Annotated in this window: 18 protein-coding genes; 14 read left to right on the top strand and 4 right to left on the bottom strand. The window is 64.5% G+C overall.

Annotated elements, in window-relative coordinates:
• Positions 1-17: 17 nt before the first annotated feature.
• Together BRAD3257_RS21025 and argC are read left to right on the top strand one after the other, a co-directional pair.
• Positions 18-698: an FMN-binding negative transcriptional regulator gene (locus BRAD3257_RS21025; RefSeq protein WP_122403390.1), complete on the top strand. Its 681-nt coding sequence runs from the start codon at positions 18-20 to the stop codon at positions 696-698.
• Complete coding sequence (argC, locus tag BRAD3257_RS21020) at positions 695-1678, top strand: N-acetyl-gamma-glutamyl-phosphate reductase (RefSeq protein WP_122403389.1); 984 nt, start codon at positions 695-697, stop codon at positions 1676-1678. Before BRAD3257_RS21025 ends, argC begins: the two co-directional genes overlap by 4 nt.
• Before the next feature lie 88 nt (positions 1679-1766).
• Here the strand turns inward: argC and BRAD3257_RS21015 are convergent, their stop codons facing one another.
• From BRAD3257_RS21015 to BRAD3257_RS21005, 3 genes are all read right to left on the bottom strand, one after another.
• Positions 1767-2090, bottom strand: a complete 324-nt coding sequence (locus tag BRAD3257_RS21015) for a hypothetical protein (RefSeq protein WP_122403388.1) — start codon at positions 2088-2090, stop codon at positions 1767-1769.
• Positions 2091-2195: 105 nt separating this feature from the next.
• Positions 2196-2594: an MAPEG family protein gene (locus BRAD3257_RS21010; RefSeq protein ID WP_122403387.1), complete on the bottom strand. Its 399-nt coding sequence runs from the start codon at positions 2592-2594 to the stop codon at positions 2196-2198.
• Between the two features lie 64 nt (positions 2595-2658).
• Positions 2659-4467, bottom strand: coding sequence for a PHA/PHB synthase family protein (locus BRAD3257_RS21005; RefSeq protein WP_162500291.1), 1809 nt, complete (start codon positions 4465-4467; stop codon positions 2659-2661).
• 254 nt (positions 4468-4721) lie between these two features.
• Here BRAD3257_RS21005 and BRAD3257_RS21000 point away from each other — a divergent pair, with 254 nt between their 5' ends.
• From BRAD3257_RS21000 to BRAD3257_RS20975, 6 genes are all read left to right on the top strand, one after another.
• The gene (locus tag BRAD3257_RS21000) at positions 4722-4997 is read left to right on the top strand and encodes a hypothetical protein (RefSeq protein ID WP_122403385.1); all 276 of its coding nucleotides are present in this window, start codon (positions 4722-4724) and stop codon (positions 4995-4997) included.
• 227 nt (positions 4998-5224) lie between these two features.
• Positions 5225-6445 carry an LL-diaminopimelate aminotransferase gene (locus BRAD3257_RS20995; protein ID WP_122403384.1) on the top strand — a complete coding sequence of 407 codons (1221 nt, stop codon included), beginning with the start codon at positions 5225-5227 and terminating at the stop codon, positions 6443-6445.
• 29 nt (positions 6446-6474) lie between these two features.
• Positions 6475-7791: a homoserine dehydrogenase gene (locus BRAD3257_RS20990; protein WP_122403383.1), complete on the top strand. Its 1317-nt coding sequence runs from the start codon at positions 6475-6477 to the stop codon at positions 7789-7791.
• A 161-nt stretch (positions 7792-7952) separates the two neighbouring features.
• Positions 7953-8954, top strand: coding sequence for a class II fructose-bisphosphatase (glpX, locus tag BRAD3257_RS20985; protein WP_122403382.1), 1002 nt, complete (start codon positions 7953-7955; stop codon positions 8952-8954).
• A gap of 143 nt (positions 8955-9097) precedes the next feature.
• Positions 9098-9817: a haloacid dehalogenase type II gene (locus tag BRAD3257_RS20980; RefSeq protein WP_122403381.1), complete on the top strand. Its 720-nt coding sequence runs from the start codon at positions 9098-9100 to the stop codon at positions 9815-9817.
• A 78-nt stretch (positions 9818-9895) separates the two neighbouring features.
• The gene (locus BRAD3257_RS20975) at positions 9896-10336 is read left to right on the top strand and encodes an ASCH domain-containing protein (RefSeq protein WP_122403380.1); all 441 of its coding nucleotides are present in this window, start codon (positions 9896-9898) and stop codon (positions 10334-10336) included.
• 4 nt (positions 10337-10340) lie between these two features.
• On the opposite strand, the gene BRAD3257_RS20970 is transcribed toward BRAD3257_RS20975, so the two are convergent.
• Positions 10341-10868 (bottom strand): GntR family transcriptional regulator, encoded by a 528-nt coding sequence (locus BRAD3257_RS20970; protein ID WP_244607658.1) that lies wholly within the window; start codon positions 10866-10868, stop codon positions 10341-10343.
• 253 nt (positions 10869-11121) lie between these two features.
• Here BRAD3257_RS20970 and BRAD3257_RS20965 point away from each other — a divergent pair, with 253 nt between their 5' ends.
• From BRAD3257_RS20965 to BRAD3257_RS20940, 6 genes are read left to right on the top strand one after another with little or no spacing between them, the layout of a single operon-like run.
• Complete coding sequence (locus tag BRAD3257_RS20965) at positions 11122-11916, top strand: enoyl-CoA hydratase/isomerase family protein (RefSeq protein WP_122403379.1); 795 nt, start codon at positions 11122-11124, stop codon at positions 11914-11916.
• 9 nt (positions 11917-11925) lie between these two features.
• The gene (locus BRAD3257_RS20960) at positions 11926-13185 is read left to right on the top strand and encodes a CaiB/BaiF CoA transferase family protein (protein WP_122403378.1); all 1260 of its coding nucleotides are present in this window, start codon (positions 11926-11928) and stop codon (positions 13183-13185) included.
• Positions 13186-13231: 46 nt separating this feature from the next.
• Positions 13232-14224: a Bug family tripartite tricarboxylate transporter substrate binding protein gene (locus BRAD3257_RS20955; RefSeq protein ID WP_122403377.1), complete on the top strand. Its 993-nt coding sequence runs from the start codon at positions 13232-13234 to the stop codon at positions 14222-14224.
• A gap of 11 nt (positions 14225-14235) precedes the next feature.
• Entirely contained in the window at positions 14236-14718 is a 483-nt protein-coding gene (locus BRAD3257_RS20950) for a tripartite tricarboxylate transporter TctB family protein (protein ID WP_122403376.1), read from the top strand.
• 12 nt (positions 14719-14730) lie between these two features.
• A complete protein-coding gene (locus BRAD3257_RS20945; protein ID WP_122403375.1) occupies positions 14731-16269 on the top strand; it encodes a tripartite tricarboxylate transporter permease in 1539 nt (512 codons plus the stop codon).
• Positions 16266-17270 (top strand): 4-hydroxythreonine-4-phosphate dehydrogenase PdxA, encoded by a 1005-nt coding sequence (locus tag BRAD3257_RS20940; RefSeq protein WP_122403374.1) that lies wholly within the window; start codon positions 16266-16268, stop codon positions 17268-17270. The genes BRAD3257_RS20945 and BRAD3257_RS20940 overlap by 4 nt, the downstream gene beginning before the upstream one ends.
• The last annotated feature ends 11 nt before the right edge of the window (positions 17271-17281 follow it).

The raw sequence follows: 17281 nt of genomic DNA, 5'->3' as shown, positions 1-17281 counted from the left end.
CCCAGCAGGAGACCACGATGTACACGCCACCCCATTTCAAGCAGGACCGCGCCGCGAGCCTGAAATTCGCCGAAGAGCGCGGCTTCGGGACCATGTGCGCCTTTGACGGCCACAAGCCCGTTGCCTCGCCATTGCCGTTCTACCTGACCTATGCCGCGGACGGCACGCCGCAGGCCGCCTTTCATCTCGCCCGTCACAATCCGCTGCTAAAGCTTGCGGGGGGTGACGTGTCCTGGCTGCTCGCGGTCAACGGTCCCGATGCCTATGTATCGCCGGACTGGTACGTCTCGCCGGATCAGGTCCCGACCTGGCTCTACCAGTCGGTGCATCTGACCGGGCCGGTGCGGCTGTTGTCGGACGATGAGCTGTCGGTGCAGCTCGACACGCTCAGCGCCAAGTTCGAGAGCCGGCTCTTGCCGAAAAAGCCGTGGACGTCAGGCAAGATGACAGCGGGCCGGCTCGAGACGATGAAGAAGGCGATCGTTGGGCTGGTCATGACGGTTGAGGAGGTCGAAGGCAGCTTCAAGCTGAACCAGCACAAATCCGACGCCGACTATGTGGCGATCGCCAATGCGCTTAGCGCCGGCGATGCCGACGCCAAGCAGATCTCACATTTGATGCGGCAAGCCAGGCCGCAAGCCTTCGCAGAACAAGTTTTCGCAGACGATACGAACATGCTCGAAAGGAGCGCACCATGAGCCTCGCTGACACCACCAAAGCCCCGATCGCCAGCGCGGCCAAAAAGCCCGCCACCGTCTTCGTCGACGGCGGCTCCGGCACCACCGGGCTCGGCATCAACGAGCGGCTGAAGCTCCAGAGCGACGTCGCGGTGAAGACCATAGCCGATGACAAGCGCAAGGACCCCGCGGCCAAGAAGGCGCTGATGGAAGAGGTGGACCTCGTCATCCTCTGTCTGCCTGACGACGCCGCCAGGGAGACGGTCGCGCTCGTCGACAGCATGGGAACTTCTGCGCCGAAAGTGCTGGACGCTTCCACCGCCTATAGGGTCGCGCCCGACTGGGCCTATGGCTTTCCCGAGCTGACGCCAGACCAGGCCGGCAAGATCAGGGCGGCGAAAAAGGTCTCCAATCCCGGCTGCTATCCGACCGGCGCGATTGCGCTGCTGCGGCCGATCGTCGATGCCGGCCTGCTGCCGCAGGACTATCCCGTCACCGTCAACGCGGTGAGCGGCTATTCCGGCGGCGGCAAGTCGATGATCGCGAGCTTTCAGGATGGCAGCGCGCCGTCATTCGAGCTCTATGGCCTCGGCTTCGAGCACAAGCATCTGCCGGAGATGCAGCTCTATTCCAACCTGACGCGGCGGCCGATCTTCATTCCCTCGGTCGGCAACTACCGGCAGGGCATGCTGGTCTCGGTGCCGCTCCAGCTCGACACGCTGCCGGGCAAGCCTGCCGGCGCCGACCTGCAAGCGGCGATGGCAAAGCGTTACGCCGGCTCGAAATACGTCAAGGTGATGCCGCTGCAGAACGAGGCGACCAAGGGCGGCCGGCTCGAGCCGGAGGCGCTCAACGAGACCAACATGCTCGAGCTCTACGTCTTCGCCAGCGACAAGTATCATCAGGCATTGCTGGTCGCCCGGCTCGACAATCTCGGCAAGGGTGCATCCGGCGCGGCCGTGCAGAACATGCGCCTGATGCTGGGCCTGCCGGAGGAGTAAGGCACGCTCTCGTGCCATGGACGCAGCGCGGCGCCGCTTCGGCGGCGCGCTGCAAAGGCGGCGAGCGACTTGGCTCGCGCGCCGTTCCTTACTGGAGAACGACGTCGGCCGGGAATGGCCGGACAGGCCGGCCGGCACACACATTGTTGCGGGCGGTCACGCTGTCGAGATGGTATTTCTCGAGGTCGCTCAGCAAGCGATTGGAAATATCGCACACGTCCTGGTGGTTGCGCGCGTAGTCGACCGCGGCGGCCCAGGCGAGGGACGCGCGAACATAGGCATCGCAGCGGCTCGACATCAACGCGCGCGTCATCGGCTTTGTGGCCTCGACGGCCTCGCTGCGCAGGCGCGTCAGTTCAGGGCATTGCGCCTGCGCGCCGGCCTGGCTGCAAGCTCCGGCGAGCGCGATCATTGCGACGGCTGAAAGACAGGTCCGCATCAGGCATCCTCGCATCGGTTGCCTCGGCTCGCATGACAATATCGTAGATTGCAGGGGCCTGCAGCTCCTTTCGGATGCTCACACCACCCCGAAGATCGCCAGCGCCAGCACGGCCTGGGCGAGGAAGCCGACGGTGAAGGCCAGCGTGCGGAACACCGGGATTCCCATCGCATAGACGATGGTATGTGCGACGCGCGACCAGAAATAAACGGCGCAGGCGAGCACGGTCCATTTCGTGGAATAGTCGATTGCGTTCAGGATCAGCACCAGCGGCGCGAAGATCACGAGGTTCTCGACCGCATTGTCATGCGCGAACATCAGCCGGTTCGCCCACTCCGCCTGCGGCTTGTCGCCCCGCGAGGGGTTGGCCATGGCACCGCTCAACCCGCGCACCTGGCATCGGTTGATGATGTAGGGAATCCAGAGAACCCCCGTCAGGATCACCGTCAGTGTCAGCCAGAACAATTCGCGTGTCATAGTGCCGATCCCCTGTGTCGTCGCTGGATTGAGACGAGTCTATACGAAAGCACGCGAGATTCCGCTATGCGCGAACTCTGACATAGCTGCCGGGTGCGTCCTCGATCGGTGGGAATGCGTCGCTGCCGACCGCGCGCGCCGGGACTTCTTCGGGATCGAGTCGGCCCAGCCACTCCCGCCAGTCCGGCCACCACGAGCCCTTGTGCTCCACGGCGCCCTTCATCCACTGCGCGACGTTGACGTCCTTGATGTTGTCGTTGGTCCAGTACTGGTACTTGTTCGAGGCCGGCGGATTGACCACGCCCGCGATGTGACCCGAGCCCGACAACACGTACTTCACCGGACCGCCGAAAAACTGCGAGCCGTACAGCACCGATTCAGCGGGGGCGATGTGATCCTCCCGGGTGGCGAGATTGTAGACGGGCACCTTGACCTTGGAGAGATCGAGCAGGGTGTTGTCGAGCACCATCGTGCCGGTCGACAGCCGGTTCTCCAGATAGCAGTTGCGCAAATAATAGGAATGGTTCGCCTGGGTCATGCGCGTCGCATCGGAATTCCAGTGCAACAGGTCGAACGCGCTCGGCTGCTGGCCCTTCAAATAGTTGCTGACGACATAGGACCAGATCAGATCGTTGGAGCGCAGCATGTTGAAGGCCATCGCCATCTTCGAGCCTTCGAGCACGCCGGCCGTCTTCATGTCCTGCTCGAGCGCTGCGATCTGCTCCTCGTCGACGAACACGAGGAGATCGCCGGCATGGGTGAAGTCGACCTGGGCGGCGAAGAACGTCGCGGACGACACGCGCTGACGGCGCTTCTCGGCGAGCCAGGCCAGCGTGGTCGCGAGCATGGTGCCGCCGACGCAATAGCCGGCGGTATGCACCTTCATCTCGCCGGTGACCTTCTCGATCACGTCCATCGCCGTGAGCAGGCCTTCCTTCATGTAGTCTTCCCAGCCCTTGTTGCCGAGCCGCTTGTCGGGATTGACCCATGAGATCACGAACACGGTGATGCCCTGGTCGACGCACCACTTGATGTAGGATTTCTCCGGTTTGAGATCGAGGATGTAGAACTTGTTGATCCAGGGCGGCACGATCAGGAGCGGTGTGCGCAGCACCTTCTCCGTCGTCGGCGTGTACTGGATCAGTTGCATCATCTCGTTCTGGTAGATCACCTTGCCCGGGGTCGTCGCCATGTTGACGCCGACGACGAGATTGTCCGGATTGGACTGGCGGATCTTCAGCATGCCCTTGCCGGCCGCGATGTCCTCGGCCAGCATCTTGAGGCCGCGCGCGAGGTTCTCGCCGCTGGATGCCACCGTCTCGCGCAGCACCTCGGGATTGGTCAGCACGAAGTTCGATGGCGAGAGCGCATTGGTGACCTGCTGGACATAGAACTCGGCCTTGCGGCGGGTGTGCGGATCTAGCCCTTCAGCATCGCGCACCAGCTCCTGCGCCCATTTGGTCGTGAGCAGATAGAGCTGCATGACGAAATCGAAGAACTGGTTCGATTTCCATTCCGGATCGGCAAAGCGCTTGTCGCGCGGCGAGGGTGCGATCGCGGGGTCGGCGTCCTGACCGGCCATACGTCGCACCGCCGAGCCCCAGAGGTCGAGATAGTCCTTCGCGAGCTTGGTCCGCAGATCGGAGGAGCGGGACGTATCCGACAGCCAATATTCGGCGACCGACGTGAAGGTCTTGACCACCTCGGCAAGCTCGGCTGGCGGGCGATCCTGCACCTCGCCGCTCTCGCGCGGCTTGAGGTAAGCGGCGAGCGCCTTGCCGCCGCTCTCCATCGCCCGCGCGACATTCATCGCGAAGGCTTCCGCATCGAACTTCGTCTCGGGTTTCGGCGTGTCGGTCGTGGCCATACTCATGAGCAGAACAGTAACGATTCATTCCGTATTCGTCACCGCGAAGCTCGCATGTTTGACGTTAAACACTCTCGAAGATGTGTTGCACTGCGACAAATCTTCTTGGTTCCGTCACAATCAAGCCGCACCGCTCGGCTTGGTAGCGCCGGGCTATTTTCTCGCTCACGCCATTTGGGCAGCAATGGTTTGAGCTTGGGTTCGGTCTTGGGGTAAGGTTGCCCGGGGCCGTGCTTTGGGACGAGTAGGGGATTTCCCAAGTGTTGGCGTTATGGGACCTGCAAAAGACGCTGTCGATCCGCGGCGCGCTGTTGATCGGGGCGCTCGCGCTGGGCGGGTGTTCGAGCCAGCTCGCGGATCTGACGCCCACCGATGCGCAGCCGCATGCCAGGGAGTCCGGCACCTATCTGCCGGTGCATGATCTGCCGCCGGATCGCGACCAGGCGATCATCCCGCCGGAGCAGCGCGCCAAGATCGAGGCCGAGCTCGCCGCCGCACGCGATCGCCAGGCTGTGGCCGCCAAGGACGCCAAATAGGCCCGTGACGGGAGACGGGCAACGTAATCGCTGGCGCCTCCGCTTTGCCGTGCTAAAAGACCTCGGTTCAGCCAAGAGTCAGGGCGAACGACTTCAGTCTTCGTCGTCGACGATTGCTCTAAGTATTTGATTTTGAGTGATTTTCGCGATGATCCTGAACGCCTTTTGGAATGGCCCTCGTGGCCTGTCGATTCTGTCCTGACCGGTTGCCCGGAGCCCAGAGAGCCATGGAAGAATTTTACCGCATTCGCCGCCTTCCGCCTTACGTGTTCGAGCAGGTCAACCGGGCCAAGGCGGCTGCGCGGAATGCCGGCGCCGACATCATCGACCTCGGCATGGGCAATCCGGACCTGCCTGCTCCGCCTCATGTGCTGGAGAAGCTGAAGGAGACCCTCGGCAAGCCGCGCACCGACCGCTACTCGGCCTCGCGCGGCATCCCCGGACTGCGCAGGGCCCAGGCCGCCTACTACGCCCGCCGCTTCGGTGTGAAGCTGAACCCCGACACCCAGGTGGTGGCGACGCTCGGCTCGAAGGAGGGTTTTGCCAACGTGGCGCAGGCGATCACCGCGCCCGGCGATGTCATCCTCTGTCCGAACCCGAGTTACCCGATTCATGCGTTCGGCTTTTTGATGGCGGGCGGCGTGATCCGCTCGGTGCCATCGGAGCCGACGCCGCAATTCTTCGAGGCGGCGGAGCGGGCGATCATCCACTCGATCCCGAAGCCGCTGGCGCTCGTTGTCTGCTATCCCTCGAACCCGACCGCCTATGTCGCGAGCCTCGACTTCTACAAGGACCTCGTCGCCTTCGCGAAGAAGCACGAGATTCTGATCCTGTCCGATCTCGCTTATGCCGAAGTCTATTTCGACGAGAACAACCCGCCGCCCTCGGTGCTGCAGGTGCCGGGCGCGATGGACTGCACCGTCGAGTTCACCTCGATGTCGAAGACCTATTCGATGGCCGGCTGGCGCATGGGCTTTGCCGTCGGCAATGAGCGCGTGATCGCGGCGCTCGCCCGCGTCAAATCCTACCTCGACTACGGCGCGTTCACGCCGGTCCAGGTCGCGGCGACGGCTGCGCTGAACGGCCCGGACGATTGCATCAAGGAAATGCGCGACACTTACCGCAAGCGCCGCGACGCGCTGGTGGAATCGTTCGGCCGCGCCGGCTGGGAGATTCCGCCGCCGGAGGCCTCGATGTTCGCCTGGGTGCCGCTGCCGGAAGCGTTCCGCAGCATCGGCAGCATGCAGTTCGCGACCCTGATGGTGGAGAAGTCCGGCGTTGCGGTCTCGCCCGGCGTCGGCTTCGGCGAGCATGGTGAAGGATATGTCCGCATCGCCATGGTGGAAAACGAGCAACGGATCAGGCAGGCCGCGCGCGGCGTGCGCCGCTTCCTTGAAAGCGGCATCGAAACGTTGCACAACGTCGTTCCGCTCGCCAATCGGCGTTGAGTTCTCTTCGGCAGGTTTTCTAAGACATCATGGTTGCACCCCTGAAAGTGGGCATAGCGGGGCTCGGCACCGTGGGCGCCGAAGTTGTCCGATTGATTGAAACGCAGGCGCGCGTGCTCGCGGGCCGCAGCGGCCGCGGCATCCGCGTCGTCGCCGTCACTGCGCGCTCGAAGGCGAAGAATCGCGGCATCGACCTGCGCGGCGTCGAATGGGCCAAGGATCCGATGGCGCTCGCCACTCATCCCGAGATCGATTGCTTCGTCGAGCTGATGGGCGGCGCCGGCGATCCGGCGCTGTCGGCGGTGGACGCCGCGCTGGGCGCCGGCAAGTCGGTCGTCACCGCCAACAAGGCGCTGCTGGCCAAGCACGGCCTCAAGCTCGCCAAGGCGGCTGAAAAGCACGGCGGGGCGCTGAATTTCGAGGCAGCCGTCGGCGCAGCGATCCCGGTCATCAAGACGTTGCGCGAAGGTCTGGCCGGAACCGGCATCAACCGCGTCTACGGCATCCTCAACGGCACCTGCAATTACATCCTGACCCGGATGGAGCAGGAGGGGCTTTCCTTCGCCGAATGCCTCAAGGACGCGCAGCGGCTCGGTTATGCCGAGGCCGATCCGTCCTTCGACGTCGACGGCCACGACACCGCGCAGAAGCTCGCCATTCTCGCCAGCCTCGCCTTCGGCACGAAAGTTGCTCAAAGCGCCGTGTATGTCGAAGGCATCTCGTCCATCGCGCCGGAAGATCTGCGCGCCGCCGCCGATCTCGGTTACCGCGTCAAGCTGCTCGGCGTTGCGGTTCGCACCGCCAAGGGCATCGAGCAGCGCGTGCATCCAACCATGGTTCCCAAATCCTCCTCGATCGCGCAGGTGATGGGTGTCACCAATGCGGTCACGATCGATGGCGAGGGCATTCCACCGATCACGCTGGTCGGCCCCGGTGCCGGAGGCGCAGCGACCGCATCCGCGGTGGTCGCCGATATCGCCGATGTCGCGCGCGGCATCCGCGCCAATCCGTTCGGCCGGCCGATATCGCAGCTGCGCGACACCAAGAAGGCGCCGATGGAGCGGCACGAGGGTGGTTATTACATCCGCCTGCTCGCGCGCGATTTCCCCGGCACCGCGGCTGCGATCGCGACCCGGCTTGCAGAGCAGAAGATTTCGATCGAGTCGATCGTGCAGCGTCATCCCAACGGCGGCGCTGCGCCGGCGAATGGCAAGGCGGTCCCGGTGCCCGTCATCCTGATCACCTATGCCACGCATGAGGACGCCGTACGTCGTGCACTCGCCGCCGTGCAGAAGGACAAGGTCATCAGCGGACGGCCGCAGGTGATCCGGATCGAGAAGAACTGAGCATGCTGGGACCCGGAGGGCCGCGCTAGCGCAAAGTGTGAAGCGGTTTTCCGGAAAAGAGCATGCTCGAACTAAAAGGCGTTCGTTCGAACGAACACCGGGCGTTGAGAGTTGATGCGGGCAGAGATGTCTGTCCCAAACCGTTTCGAAGGAGTAAGCCGATGTCGACCCATATTTCAGTCCCGCCGCACGCGTTGCTCGAGCGCATCCTCACGCTGGAGATTGTGCGGGTGACGGAGCGGGCGGCGGTGTCGTCGGCGCGGTTGCGCGGGCACGGCAACGAGAAGCAGGCTGACCAGGCCGCCGTCGACGCCATGCGCCGCGAGCTCAACAAGCTGCCGATCGAAGGCACCATCGTGATCGGCGAAGGCGAGCGCGACGAGGCGCCGATGCTCTTCATCGGCGAGAAGGTCGGTATGAATGCCGGTCCCCAGGTCGATATCGCGGTCGACCCGCTCGAAGGCACCACGCTGTGCGCCAAGAACATGCCGGGCGCGATCGCGACCATGGCGATGGCCGATGGCGGCACGCTGCTGCACGCCCCCGACGTCTACATGCAGAAGCTCGCGATCGGACCCGGTTACGACAAGGGCGTCGTGGATCTCGACGCTTCGCCTGCCGACAACGTCCGCCGCCTCGCCAAGGCCAAGGGCGTCAAGCCGGAAGGCATCACCGTGCTCGTGCTCGACCGTCCGCGCCATGCCGATATCATCGCGAGCGTGCGCTCGACCGGCGCTGCGGTGCGCCTCATCACCGACGGCGATGTTGCCGGCGTGATCCACTGCGCCGACCCCGACAACACCGGCGTCGACATGTATCTCGGCACCGGCGGTGCGCCGGAAGGCGTGCTCGCGGCCGTGGCGCTGCGCTGCATCGGGGGCCAGATGCAGTGCCGCCTCATCCTCGACTCCGACGAGAAGCGCGAGCGCGCCGCCAAGATGGGCGTCAACGACCCCAAGATGATCTACGGCATCGAGGACATGGCGCGCGGCGACTGCCTGTTCGCCGCCACCGGCGTCACCACGGGCTCGCTGCTCTCGGGCGTCAAATTCCGCAAGGACGGCGTGATCGAGACCGAGACGGTGGTGATGCGCTCCGTCACCGGCACCGTGCGCTACATCAAGGCCGAGCATCGCGAGCTGGCGAAGTTCCATCTGGATTGATGTTTGCTGTCATTCCGGGGCGACGCGAAGGCGTCGAACCCGGAATCCAGAGATGACAGCGCGAGATTCCGGGTTCTCAGGGCCGTGCGTGGCGCGGACCCATCGCCCGGAATGACAATGATAAGAACAAATGGGAAGCGCACATGTCCGATCTCTCCGCCGTCAAAGCCCTGGTCTTCGACGTGTTCGGCACCGTGGTCGACTGGCGCACCAGCCTGATCAGCGACTTCATGTGGTGGGGCAAACAGCGCGGCATCGCCACCGACTGGACCGCGCTGGTCGACGGCTGGCGCGGCATGTACGTCGCGTCCATGGATGATGTGCGCAAGCACCCGGAACGCGGCTACGTCATGCTCGACGATCTGCACCGCCGCTCGCTGGAGAAGCTGGTCGAGAAACTCGAAATCAAGGGCCTCACCGAGGCCGATCTCGATTATCTCACCAAGGGCTGGCACCGCCTGCATCCCTGGCCCGACAGCGTCGCCGGCCTCAAGCGGCTGAAATCCAAATTCGTGATCGCGCCGCTCTCGAACGGCAACGTGGCGCTGCTCACCAACATGGCGAAGTTTGCAGGGCTCCCGTGGGACCTCATCATGTCGGCCGAGCTATTCGAGCACTACAAGCCTGATCCCGAGACCTATCTCGGCGCCGCCCGTCTGCTGTGCCTCAAGCCGGAAGAGGTGATGATGGTCGCCGCCCACAACGGCGATCTCGCTGCCGCGCAGAAGTACGGGCTGAAGACTGCCTTCGTGGCGCGACCAACCGAATACGGTCCCTTGCAGAAGGTCGATTTCGAGGCGACCGGCAATTGGGACATCGTTGCAAAGGACTTTGGCGGCATCGCCGATAGATTGGGCTGCTAGGCCGCGTTTTCCAGATGCGATCGGCTTCGGTTGCTTTTCGGGGACGCCTTGGCGCAGGCAACATGGGATGCGAAGAGCATGGGCAAGCGGATCCCCGAACCATATCGACATCTCCGAACCTTCGCGTTCGGCGACAGCCCCGCGCTGGCGGATGAACTGGTCGAGCTCGTCATCAAGGGCATCAAGACCGCGACGTGCAGCACCGAAGACGAGCCGAACACCTCCACGCCCGGTGAGCGCTGGGTCGTGCTCGACGGCCGAGGAGAGCCGCGTTGCGTCATCGAATCCGTCGACGTGACGTATCGGCGCTTCAACGAGGTCGACGCAGCGTTTGCGCATGAGGAAGGAGAAGGCGACCGGAGCTTGGCCTATTGGCGCCGCGCCCATCAGTCCTATTTCGGCAGGCTCGGACGATATAGCGATGACATGATGCTGATGTGCGAGCGTTTTCGTCTGGTCGAGGTCTTCGGCGACAGTCCACCCGAGGGCTCGTTCGAACTGACGGAGCCCGGGGGATAGCACCTCACGCGATACGCAGCGTAAGATCGCCGCCCTCGGTCTCGGCAAAGCCCGCCTGTAGAACCTCTTCGCGCTTGTGACGCAGATGCGCACGCAGGATGTGGGCGAGGCCGACGCCGTCGCGGCGCTGAAGCGCGTTGAGGATCGCCTCATGCTCCTTCACCGCGAATGCCCAGCGCTGCGGCGTCATCGGCGTGACGTAGCGCGCCCGCCGGATGCGCGCGGTCACCGAGGTGTAAAGCCCCGCGAGCACGGGATTTCCGGCTGCGGTGACGATGGCTTCGTGAATGGCGCGGTTGCCGCGATAGTACTGGATCAGGTCGCCGTCGCGATAATGCTGCACCATGGCCGCATGGGCCGTGGCGATCGCGTCGATCTCGGCGTCCGTGATGCGCTCGCAGGCGAGCTCGCCGGCGAGGGCCTCTAGGCCCTGGCAGACCTCGAACAGGTCGCGCATGTCCTTGTCGGTCAGTTTTGCTGCGCGCGAGCCGCGATGCGGCAGCAGCTGCACGAGCCCTTCCGCCGCCAGCACCTTGAGCGCCTCGCGCAGCGGCGTGCGCGAAATCTCGAGCCGCTCGCACAGCTCGCGCTCCGGAATCCTCGCACCCGGGGGATTTCGCCGTCGAGTAGGATGGCGCGGATGCGGCCGACGACTTCCTCGTGAAGCATGGGTCCGAGCTCAATTTGAATGCAAAAGTGAACTTATACGCATTTATTTGTAAGTTATAGCTTGAAAATTCCAAATTTTGCATTCAAAAATGCAAAAGACAGAAAGGTGTGAGGAAATGGACCTGCAACTGGCGGCAGAAGACCTCGTCTTCGAGCGCGACGAGGGCATCGGGCGGATCACCTTCAACCGACCGCAGGCCCGCAATGCCTTCACCTTCGCCATGTACGAACGGCTTGCCGCGATCTGCGAGGAGGCCAACGGCGACCATGCGATCAAGGTGCTGGTGCTGCGCGGGGCCGGCGACAAGGCCTTCGCCTCGGGCACGGACATCAACCAGTTCCGCGAATTCAGGACGCCGCAGGACGCGATCGACTACGAGAACCGCATCGATCGCGTGCTGACCACGCTGGAGCAGTGCCGGGTGCCGACGATCGCGGCGATCAACGGGTTCTGTACCGGAGGCGGGGCGGGCATTGCTGCGGCCTGCGACCTCCGCATCGGCACGAAAGCTGCGAGAATCGGATTCCCCATCGCCAGGACGCTCGGCAACTGCCTGTCGATGTCCAATGTCAGCCGTCTCACCGCGCTCATCGGCGCCGCGCGCGTCAAGGATCTCATCTTCACCGCGCGCCTTGTCGATGCCGCGGAGGCTGCGAGCATCGGGCTGCTGGGCGAGGTCGTCGACGATCTTGCGGTCCTCGACCAGCGTGCCGAGGAGGTGGCCCGCCTCCTCGCGAGCCATGCGCCGCTGACGCTGAATGCGACCAAGCAGGCGGTCGCCCGCCTGCAAAGGCGGCTGACCCGGGACGAGGGCGAGGACCTCATCCTGATGTGCTACACGAGCCAGGACTTTCGCGAAGGGCTCGATGCTTTCCTCAACAAGCGCGCGCCGCAATGGCGCGGCCAATAGGACGAGCCGATGCAAAGCGACCGATCTCAATCCACCTCCCGCCGTTCGGGACCGCTGGCCGGCCTCAAGGTCATCGATCTCACCCATGTCATGGCCGGGCCGACCTGCACCTTGATGCTCGCCGACATGGGCGCCGACGTCATCAAGATCGAGAAGTGGCCCAACGGTGACGACACCCGCCATTCGGTGCCGCCGAAGATCGGCGAGGAGGCGGCGTCCTTCCTGATGATGAACCGCAACAAGCGCGGCATCGTGCTGGATCTGAAGACCGACGGTGGCAAACAGGTGCTGCGACGGCTGATCGCGGATGCCGACGTGCTGGTCGAGAACTTTGCGCCGGGCGCGATGGAGCGCCTCGGCTTCGGCTACGAGGCGCTGCACACGGAATTCCCGGCGCTGATCTACTGCTCGCTGTCGGGTTTCGGCCGCACCGGTCCCTACAAGCACCGCAGGGGATTTGACCTCGTCGCGCAGGCGATGAGCGGCATCATGAGCTTTACCGGCGAACGCCCGGACGGTCCGCCCGTCAAATGCGGTCCGCCGCTGTCCGACATCACGGCCGGCCTGCTCGCGAGCATGGGCATCCTTGCGGCCTACGCGCATCGTCTCAAGACCGGCAAAGGGCAGTGGGTCGAGACCTCGCTCTATGAAGCCGCCCTGGTGCAGACCTATTGGCAGTCGACCATTGCGCTTGCGGCCGGCACAGCGCCGCGCGCCATGGGCTCGGCGCATCCGCTCAATGCGCCGTATCAGGCGTTCGAAGCCTCGGACGGCTGGCTCGTGGTCGGCGGCGCCAACAAGAAGCATTGGCTGCTGATGCTGGAAGCGCTCGGCGCGAGCGAGCTTGCCGCCGATCCGCGCTTCGTCACGGGCGCCGATCGCATGGCCAATCTGAAAGAGCTCGAAGCCGTCCTGAGCGAACGCTTCCGCACCAAGTCGCGGGCGCATTGGCTGGCGGCGCTGGACGAGAGGGGCGTGCCGTGCGGCCCCGTGCACGACATGCTGGAGGCCTTAAACGATCCGCAGACGCTGGCGCGCGAGATGGTCGTCGAGGTCGAGCATTCCACGCTCGGTCCCGTCAAGACGATCGGGCTTCCGATCAAGTTTTCGGAGACGCCAGGCAAAGTGCTGTCAGGCGCGCCGGTCTATGGTGAGCACACGAGCGAGGTGCTGGCCGAGCACGGGTTCGACCAGTCACGAATCGAAGCGCTCGAAAAAGAAGGCGCGATCGTGCTCGCATCGGGACAACGCGAGGAACGCGTCGCCTGAACAGGGGGCCGACAACAACAAAAGACAAGATCAGCTGGAGGAAATCATGGGTCGGACGTCAACATTTCTGCTCTCTGCGGCCGTAGCCGTGCTGGTCGGCACGATGCCGGCGAGTGCCGCCTGGCAACCACAAAAGCCGATCGAGTTCGTCGCCACCGCCGGGCCTGGCGGCGGCACCGACAATCTCGCGCGCGCGGTGCAGAACATCATTACCAAGCACAAGCTGACGGAGCAGCCGATCGTCGTCGTCAACAAGGGCGGCGGCAGCGGCGCCGAGGGCTATGTCTACGGCAAGGCCTCCGCGGGCGACCCCTACAAGGTGATCTTCGGCACCTCGAATGCCTGGCAGCAACCGCTCGTCTCCAAGGTCGCCTTCAACTACACCGATCTCACCCCGATCGCGGCGATGGCGCAGGACGAGTTCTTGCTCTGGGTCAAGCAGGACGCGCCGTACAAGACGGCGGGCGACTATCTCAAGGCGGCCGCATCGGGCGAATTCAAGATGGGCGGCGCGCAGTCGAAGGACACCGACGAGGTGCTGACGCGCATGATCGAGAAGGCCGGCAAGGTCAAGCTGACCTATATCCCTTTCAAGAGCGGCGCCGAGACCGCCGTGCAGCTCGCCGGCGGACATCTCGACTCCCACGTCAACAATCCCAGCGAAAGCCTCGGGCAATGGCGGGGCGGCACGCAGCGGCCGCTCTGCGTGTTCAGCCCGAAGCGGCTGCCGCAGGGGCCGAAGGTCACCGCGACCGAAGGCTGGAGCGATGTTCCGACCTGCGTCGAGCAGGGCCTCGACATCAAGCAATATGAGCAGCCGCGCACCGTGTGGCTGCCCGGCAAGGTCACGCCGGAGCAGGCCGCGTTCTATGTCGACCTCATGAGGAAGGTGCAGGCAACGCCGGAGTGGAAGGACTACATCGAGAAGACCTCCCAGGTCGACACGTTCCTGACTGGTGCCGAGTTCGACAAATTCATCAAGGAGGACCTCGATCACGTCAAGCAGGTCGCGAGCGAGCAGGGCTGGCTGGTCAAGTAAGGCATTACGCCATGATCTCCCGTCGTGCGCTTGAACTTGCGACCGCCGTCCTCGCCGGCAGCTTCGGTGTCGCCGTCGTCGTCTCCAGCCTCGACAACGGCATCGGCTGGTCGAGCGCAGGCGTCGATGCCGGCACGTTCCCGTTCCTGACCGGCATCGTCATCGTGCTCGGGAGCCTCTACAATCTGGTGCGCGGCGTGCTGTCGGCCGCGACAGTGGCAAACGTCCCCATCGCCATCACGTCCATCGAGCTGCGGCGGCTCGCCGGCCTGTTCGTACCGGCTGCGATCTTCGTCGCTGCGATCCCGCTTGCCGGGATGTACGTCGCCTCGGCCCTGTATGTCTTTTCGGTGCTGGCGATCCCCAGGCACCAATCCATGCCGCGCGCGCTCGCCATGGCGGCGGCCACGGCGCTCGCGCTCTACGTCGTGTTCGAGCGCTTATTCCAAGTCAGCCTGCCGCACGGCGCGCTCGCCGCCGCGCTTGGTTTCTGAGGGGGCAGCGAGATGGACAATCTCCAGGAACTCCTGCACGGCTTCACCATTGCGGTCACGGTGCCGCATCTGGCCCTGATGGCGGTTGGCGTGCTGCTCGGCATTCTCGTCGGCGTGCTGCCGGGACTGGGCGCGCCGAACGGGGTGTCGCTGCTATTGCCGCTGACCTTCGGCATGCAGCCGGTCTCAGCGATCATCCTGCTCTCGAGCATGTATTGGGGCGCGCTGTTCGGCGGCTCGGTGACCTCGATCCTGTTCAACATTCCCGGCGAGCCATCGTCGGTCGCGACCACCTTCGACGGCTATCCGATGGCACGCGACGGCCGGCCGACCACGGCGCTCGCGACCGCCTTCGGCTCCGCGGCTTTCGGCGCGCTGATCGGCGTCATCCTGATCACCTTCCTCGCATCCTGGGTGGCGCAGGTTGCGCTCGCGTTCGGGCCGGCCGAGTATTTTGCGGTCTATTTCCTCGCCTTTGCCAGCTTCGTCGGCATGGGCGGTGCGGCACCGGTCAAGACCGTCGTGGCGCTGGCGATCGGCTTTGCGATCGCCGCCATCGGCATCGACACGGTCTCCGGCAGCGTGCGTCTCACCATGGGCGTAGATGAGCTGGTCAAGGGCGTCAGCTTCGTCGTCGCGGTGATGGGCCTGTTCGGCATCGGCGAGCTCCTGGTCGCGGTCGAGGAGGAGTTTCACGCCCGCGCCGTGTCCTCGAAGATCGATTGGCGCGAGGTGTTTCGCGCCGTCGGGCGCCTGCCGCGGCATGGCGTTGCCCTGCTGCGCAGCGCCGCGATCGGCTGCTGGATGGGGATCACGCCGGGCGGCCCGACCGCGGCCTCCTTCATGAGCTACGGCATCGCCCGCCGCTTCTCCCGCCGTGGCCGGCATTTCGGCACCGGAGAGGTCGAAGGCATCATCTCGCCGGAGACCGCCGATCATGCCGCCGGGACCAGTGCGCTGTTGCCGATGCTCTCGCTCGGCATTCCAGGCTCGGCCACTGCGGCCGTGATGATGGGCGGGTTGATGATCTGGGGTCTCAATCCCGGGCCGATGCTGTTCGTCGATAGCAAGGACTTCGTCTGGGGCCTGATCGCCTCGATGTATGTCGGCAACATCGTCGCGGTCGCGCTGGTGCTGATGACCGTGCCCGTGTTCGCCGCCTTGATGCGGATTCCCTTCGTCGTGATCGCGCCCCTGATCGTGATCATCTGCGTCGTCGGCGCCTATTCGGTGTCGAACTCCTATCTCGACGTGGTCATGATGCTGGGGTTCGGCATCGTCGGCTATCTCTTCAAGAAGCTGTTCTATCCGCTGGCGCCGCTCGTGCTCGCGATCGTGATCGGCGACAAGGCCGAGGACGCGTTCCGGCAATCGATGCTGATCTCAAAGGGATCACTTAGCATCTTCTTTGCGAACAAGTTGGTGACGTGCCTGATCGTGGGCGGCATCGCGCTGCTGCTGCTGCCGCTGGTCTTGCAGCTCACACGTCTCTGGCGCAGGCCAGCGTCGCCCGCAATCGACACTCCAGCCCAGGAAAAGGTGATCATATGACCGCAAAGCCGCTCATTGCATTGGCAATGGGAGATCCCGCCGGCATCAGCCCCGAGCTGACGGCGAAGCTAGTGGCGCAGGACGACATCCGCGCGAGCTGTCGGCTCGTCGTCATCGGCGACCGCCGCATCTTCGACGAAGGCGCGCGCATTGCCGGCCTCGAGCCGGAGCTGACGATGGTGGAGCAGGGTGTCGAGCTTCGCGCGGCGCAGGAAGATGCACTGTTCGTCGATCTCCGCCACCTCGACCTCAGCGAGGTCGAGCCGAGGACCGCGACCCTTGCCGGCGGCAAATTCGCGCTGACGAACTATCGGCACGCGCTCGAACTCGGCCGCGACGGCCACGTCGACGCGGTCTGTTTCACCCCCTTCAACAAGCAGGCGATGCGCTTTGCCCGTGCCGAGTACGATGACGAGATCGCGTTCTCGGCCGAGGTCGTCGGCCTCAAGACGCCGGCAAGCGAATTCAACGTGCTGGACCGGCTCTGGAATGCACGGGTCACTTCGCACATCCCGCTGAAGGACGTGGCTGCAAAGCTGTCGAGCGAGCGCATTCATCGCGCGCTCAGGCTGACCGATTCCTGCATGCGCAAGGCCGGCTTCGCGCGGCCGCGCATCGCCGTCGCAGGCCTCAATCCGCACGCCGGCGACGGCGGCAATTTCGGCCGCGAGGAGATCGAGGTGATTGCGCCGGTGGTCGCGGACGGCCAGCGCGAGGGCATTGCCGCGGAGGGACCGTTCCCGGCCGACACCGTGTTCCTGCGCGCCAGGGCCGGCGCGTTCGATGCCGTGCTGACCATGTATCATGACCAGGGCCAGATCGCCATGAAGCTGATGGGCTTCGATCGTGGCGTGACGTTGCTTGGCGGCTTCCCGTTTCCGATCTGCACGCCCGCGCACGGCACTGCCTACGACATCGCAGGGCAAGGCATCGCATCGATTGGCGCTAGCCGCGCTGCTCTGCTGCTCGCAACGGAGATGGCGGTGACTCGTTCTGGCTGATTTTGCACGCA

The sequence above is a fragment of the Bradyrhizobium vignae genome, from assembly GCF_900324035.1.
GTDB classification, from domain to species: Bacteria; Pseudomonadota; Alphaproteobacteria; order Rhizobiales; family Xanthobacteraceae; genus Bradyrhizobium; species Bradyrhizobium vignae.
The sequence above is the reverse complement of the archived record's forward strand: the minus strand, read 5'-3'. Positions and strand labels throughout refer to the sequence as shown.

Bases quoted from the DNA above. Each gene is read 5' to 3' on its own strand.
- BRAD3257_RS21010 (WP_122403387.1), bottom strand. From the start codon at position 2,594: ATGACACGCGAATTGTTCTGGCTGACACTGACGGTGATCCTGACGGGG.
- BRAD3257_RS20980 (WP_122403381.1), top strand. From the start codon at position 9,098: ATGTCCGATCTCTCCGCCGTCAAAGCCCTGGTCTTCGACGTGTTCGGC.
- BRAD3257_RS20960 (WP_122403378.1), top strand. From the start codon at position 11,926: ATGCAAAGCGACCGATCTCAATCCACCTCCCGCCGTTCGGGACCGCTG.
- BRAD3257_RS20940 (WP_122403374.1), top strand. From the start codon at position 16,266: ATGACCGCAAAGCCGCTCATTGCATTGGCAATGGGAGATCCCGCCGGC.
- BRAD3257_RS20965 (WP_122403379.1), top strand. From the start codon at position 11,122: ATGGACCTGCAACTGGCGGCAGAAGACCTCGTCTTCGAGCGCGACGAG.
- BRAD3257_RS21025 (WP_122403390.1), top strand. From the start codon at position 18: ATGTACACGCCACCCCATTTCAAGCAGGACCGCGCCGCGAGCCTGAAA.
- glpX (WP_122403382.1), top strand. From the start codon at position 7,953: ATGTCGACCCATATTTCAGTCCCGCCGCACGCGTTGCTCGAGCGCATC.
- BRAD3257_RS21005 (WP_162500291.1), bottom strand. From the start codon at position 4,467: ATGAGTATGGCCACGACCGACACGCCGAAACCCGAGACGAAGTTCGAT.
- BRAD3257_RS20955 (WP_122403377.1), top strand. From the start codon at position 13,232: ATGGGTCGGACGTCAACATTTCTGCTCTCTGCGGCCGTAGCCGTGCTG.
- BRAD3257_RS20995 (WP_122403384.1), top strand. From the start codon at position 5,225: ATGGAAGAATTTTACCGCATTCGCCGCCTTCCGCCTTACGTGTTCGAG.
- BRAD3257_RS20975 (WP_122403380.1), top strand. From the start codon at position 9,896: ATGGGCAAGCGGATCCCCGAACCATATCGACATCTCCGAACCTTCGCG.
- BRAD3257_RS20950 (WP_122403376.1), top strand. From the start codon at position 14,236: ATGATCTCCCGTCGTGCGCTTGAACTTGCGACCGCCGTCCTCGCCGGC.
- BRAD3257_RS20990 (WP_122403383.1), top strand. From the start codon at position 6,475: ATGGTTGCACCCCTGAAAGTGGGCATAGCGGGGCTCGGCACCGTGGGC.
- argC (WP_122403389.1), top strand. From the start codon at position 695: ATGAGCCTCGCTGACACCACCAAAGCCCCGATCGCCAGCGCGGCCAAA.
- BRAD3257_RS21015 (WP_122403388.1), bottom strand. From the start codon at position 2,090: ATGATCGCGCTCGCCGGAGCTTGCAGCCAGGCCGGCGCGCAGGCGCAA.
- BRAD3257_RS20945 (WP_122403375.1), top strand. From the start codon at position 14,731: ATGGACAATCTCCAGGAACTCCTGCACGGCTTCACCATTGCGGTCACG.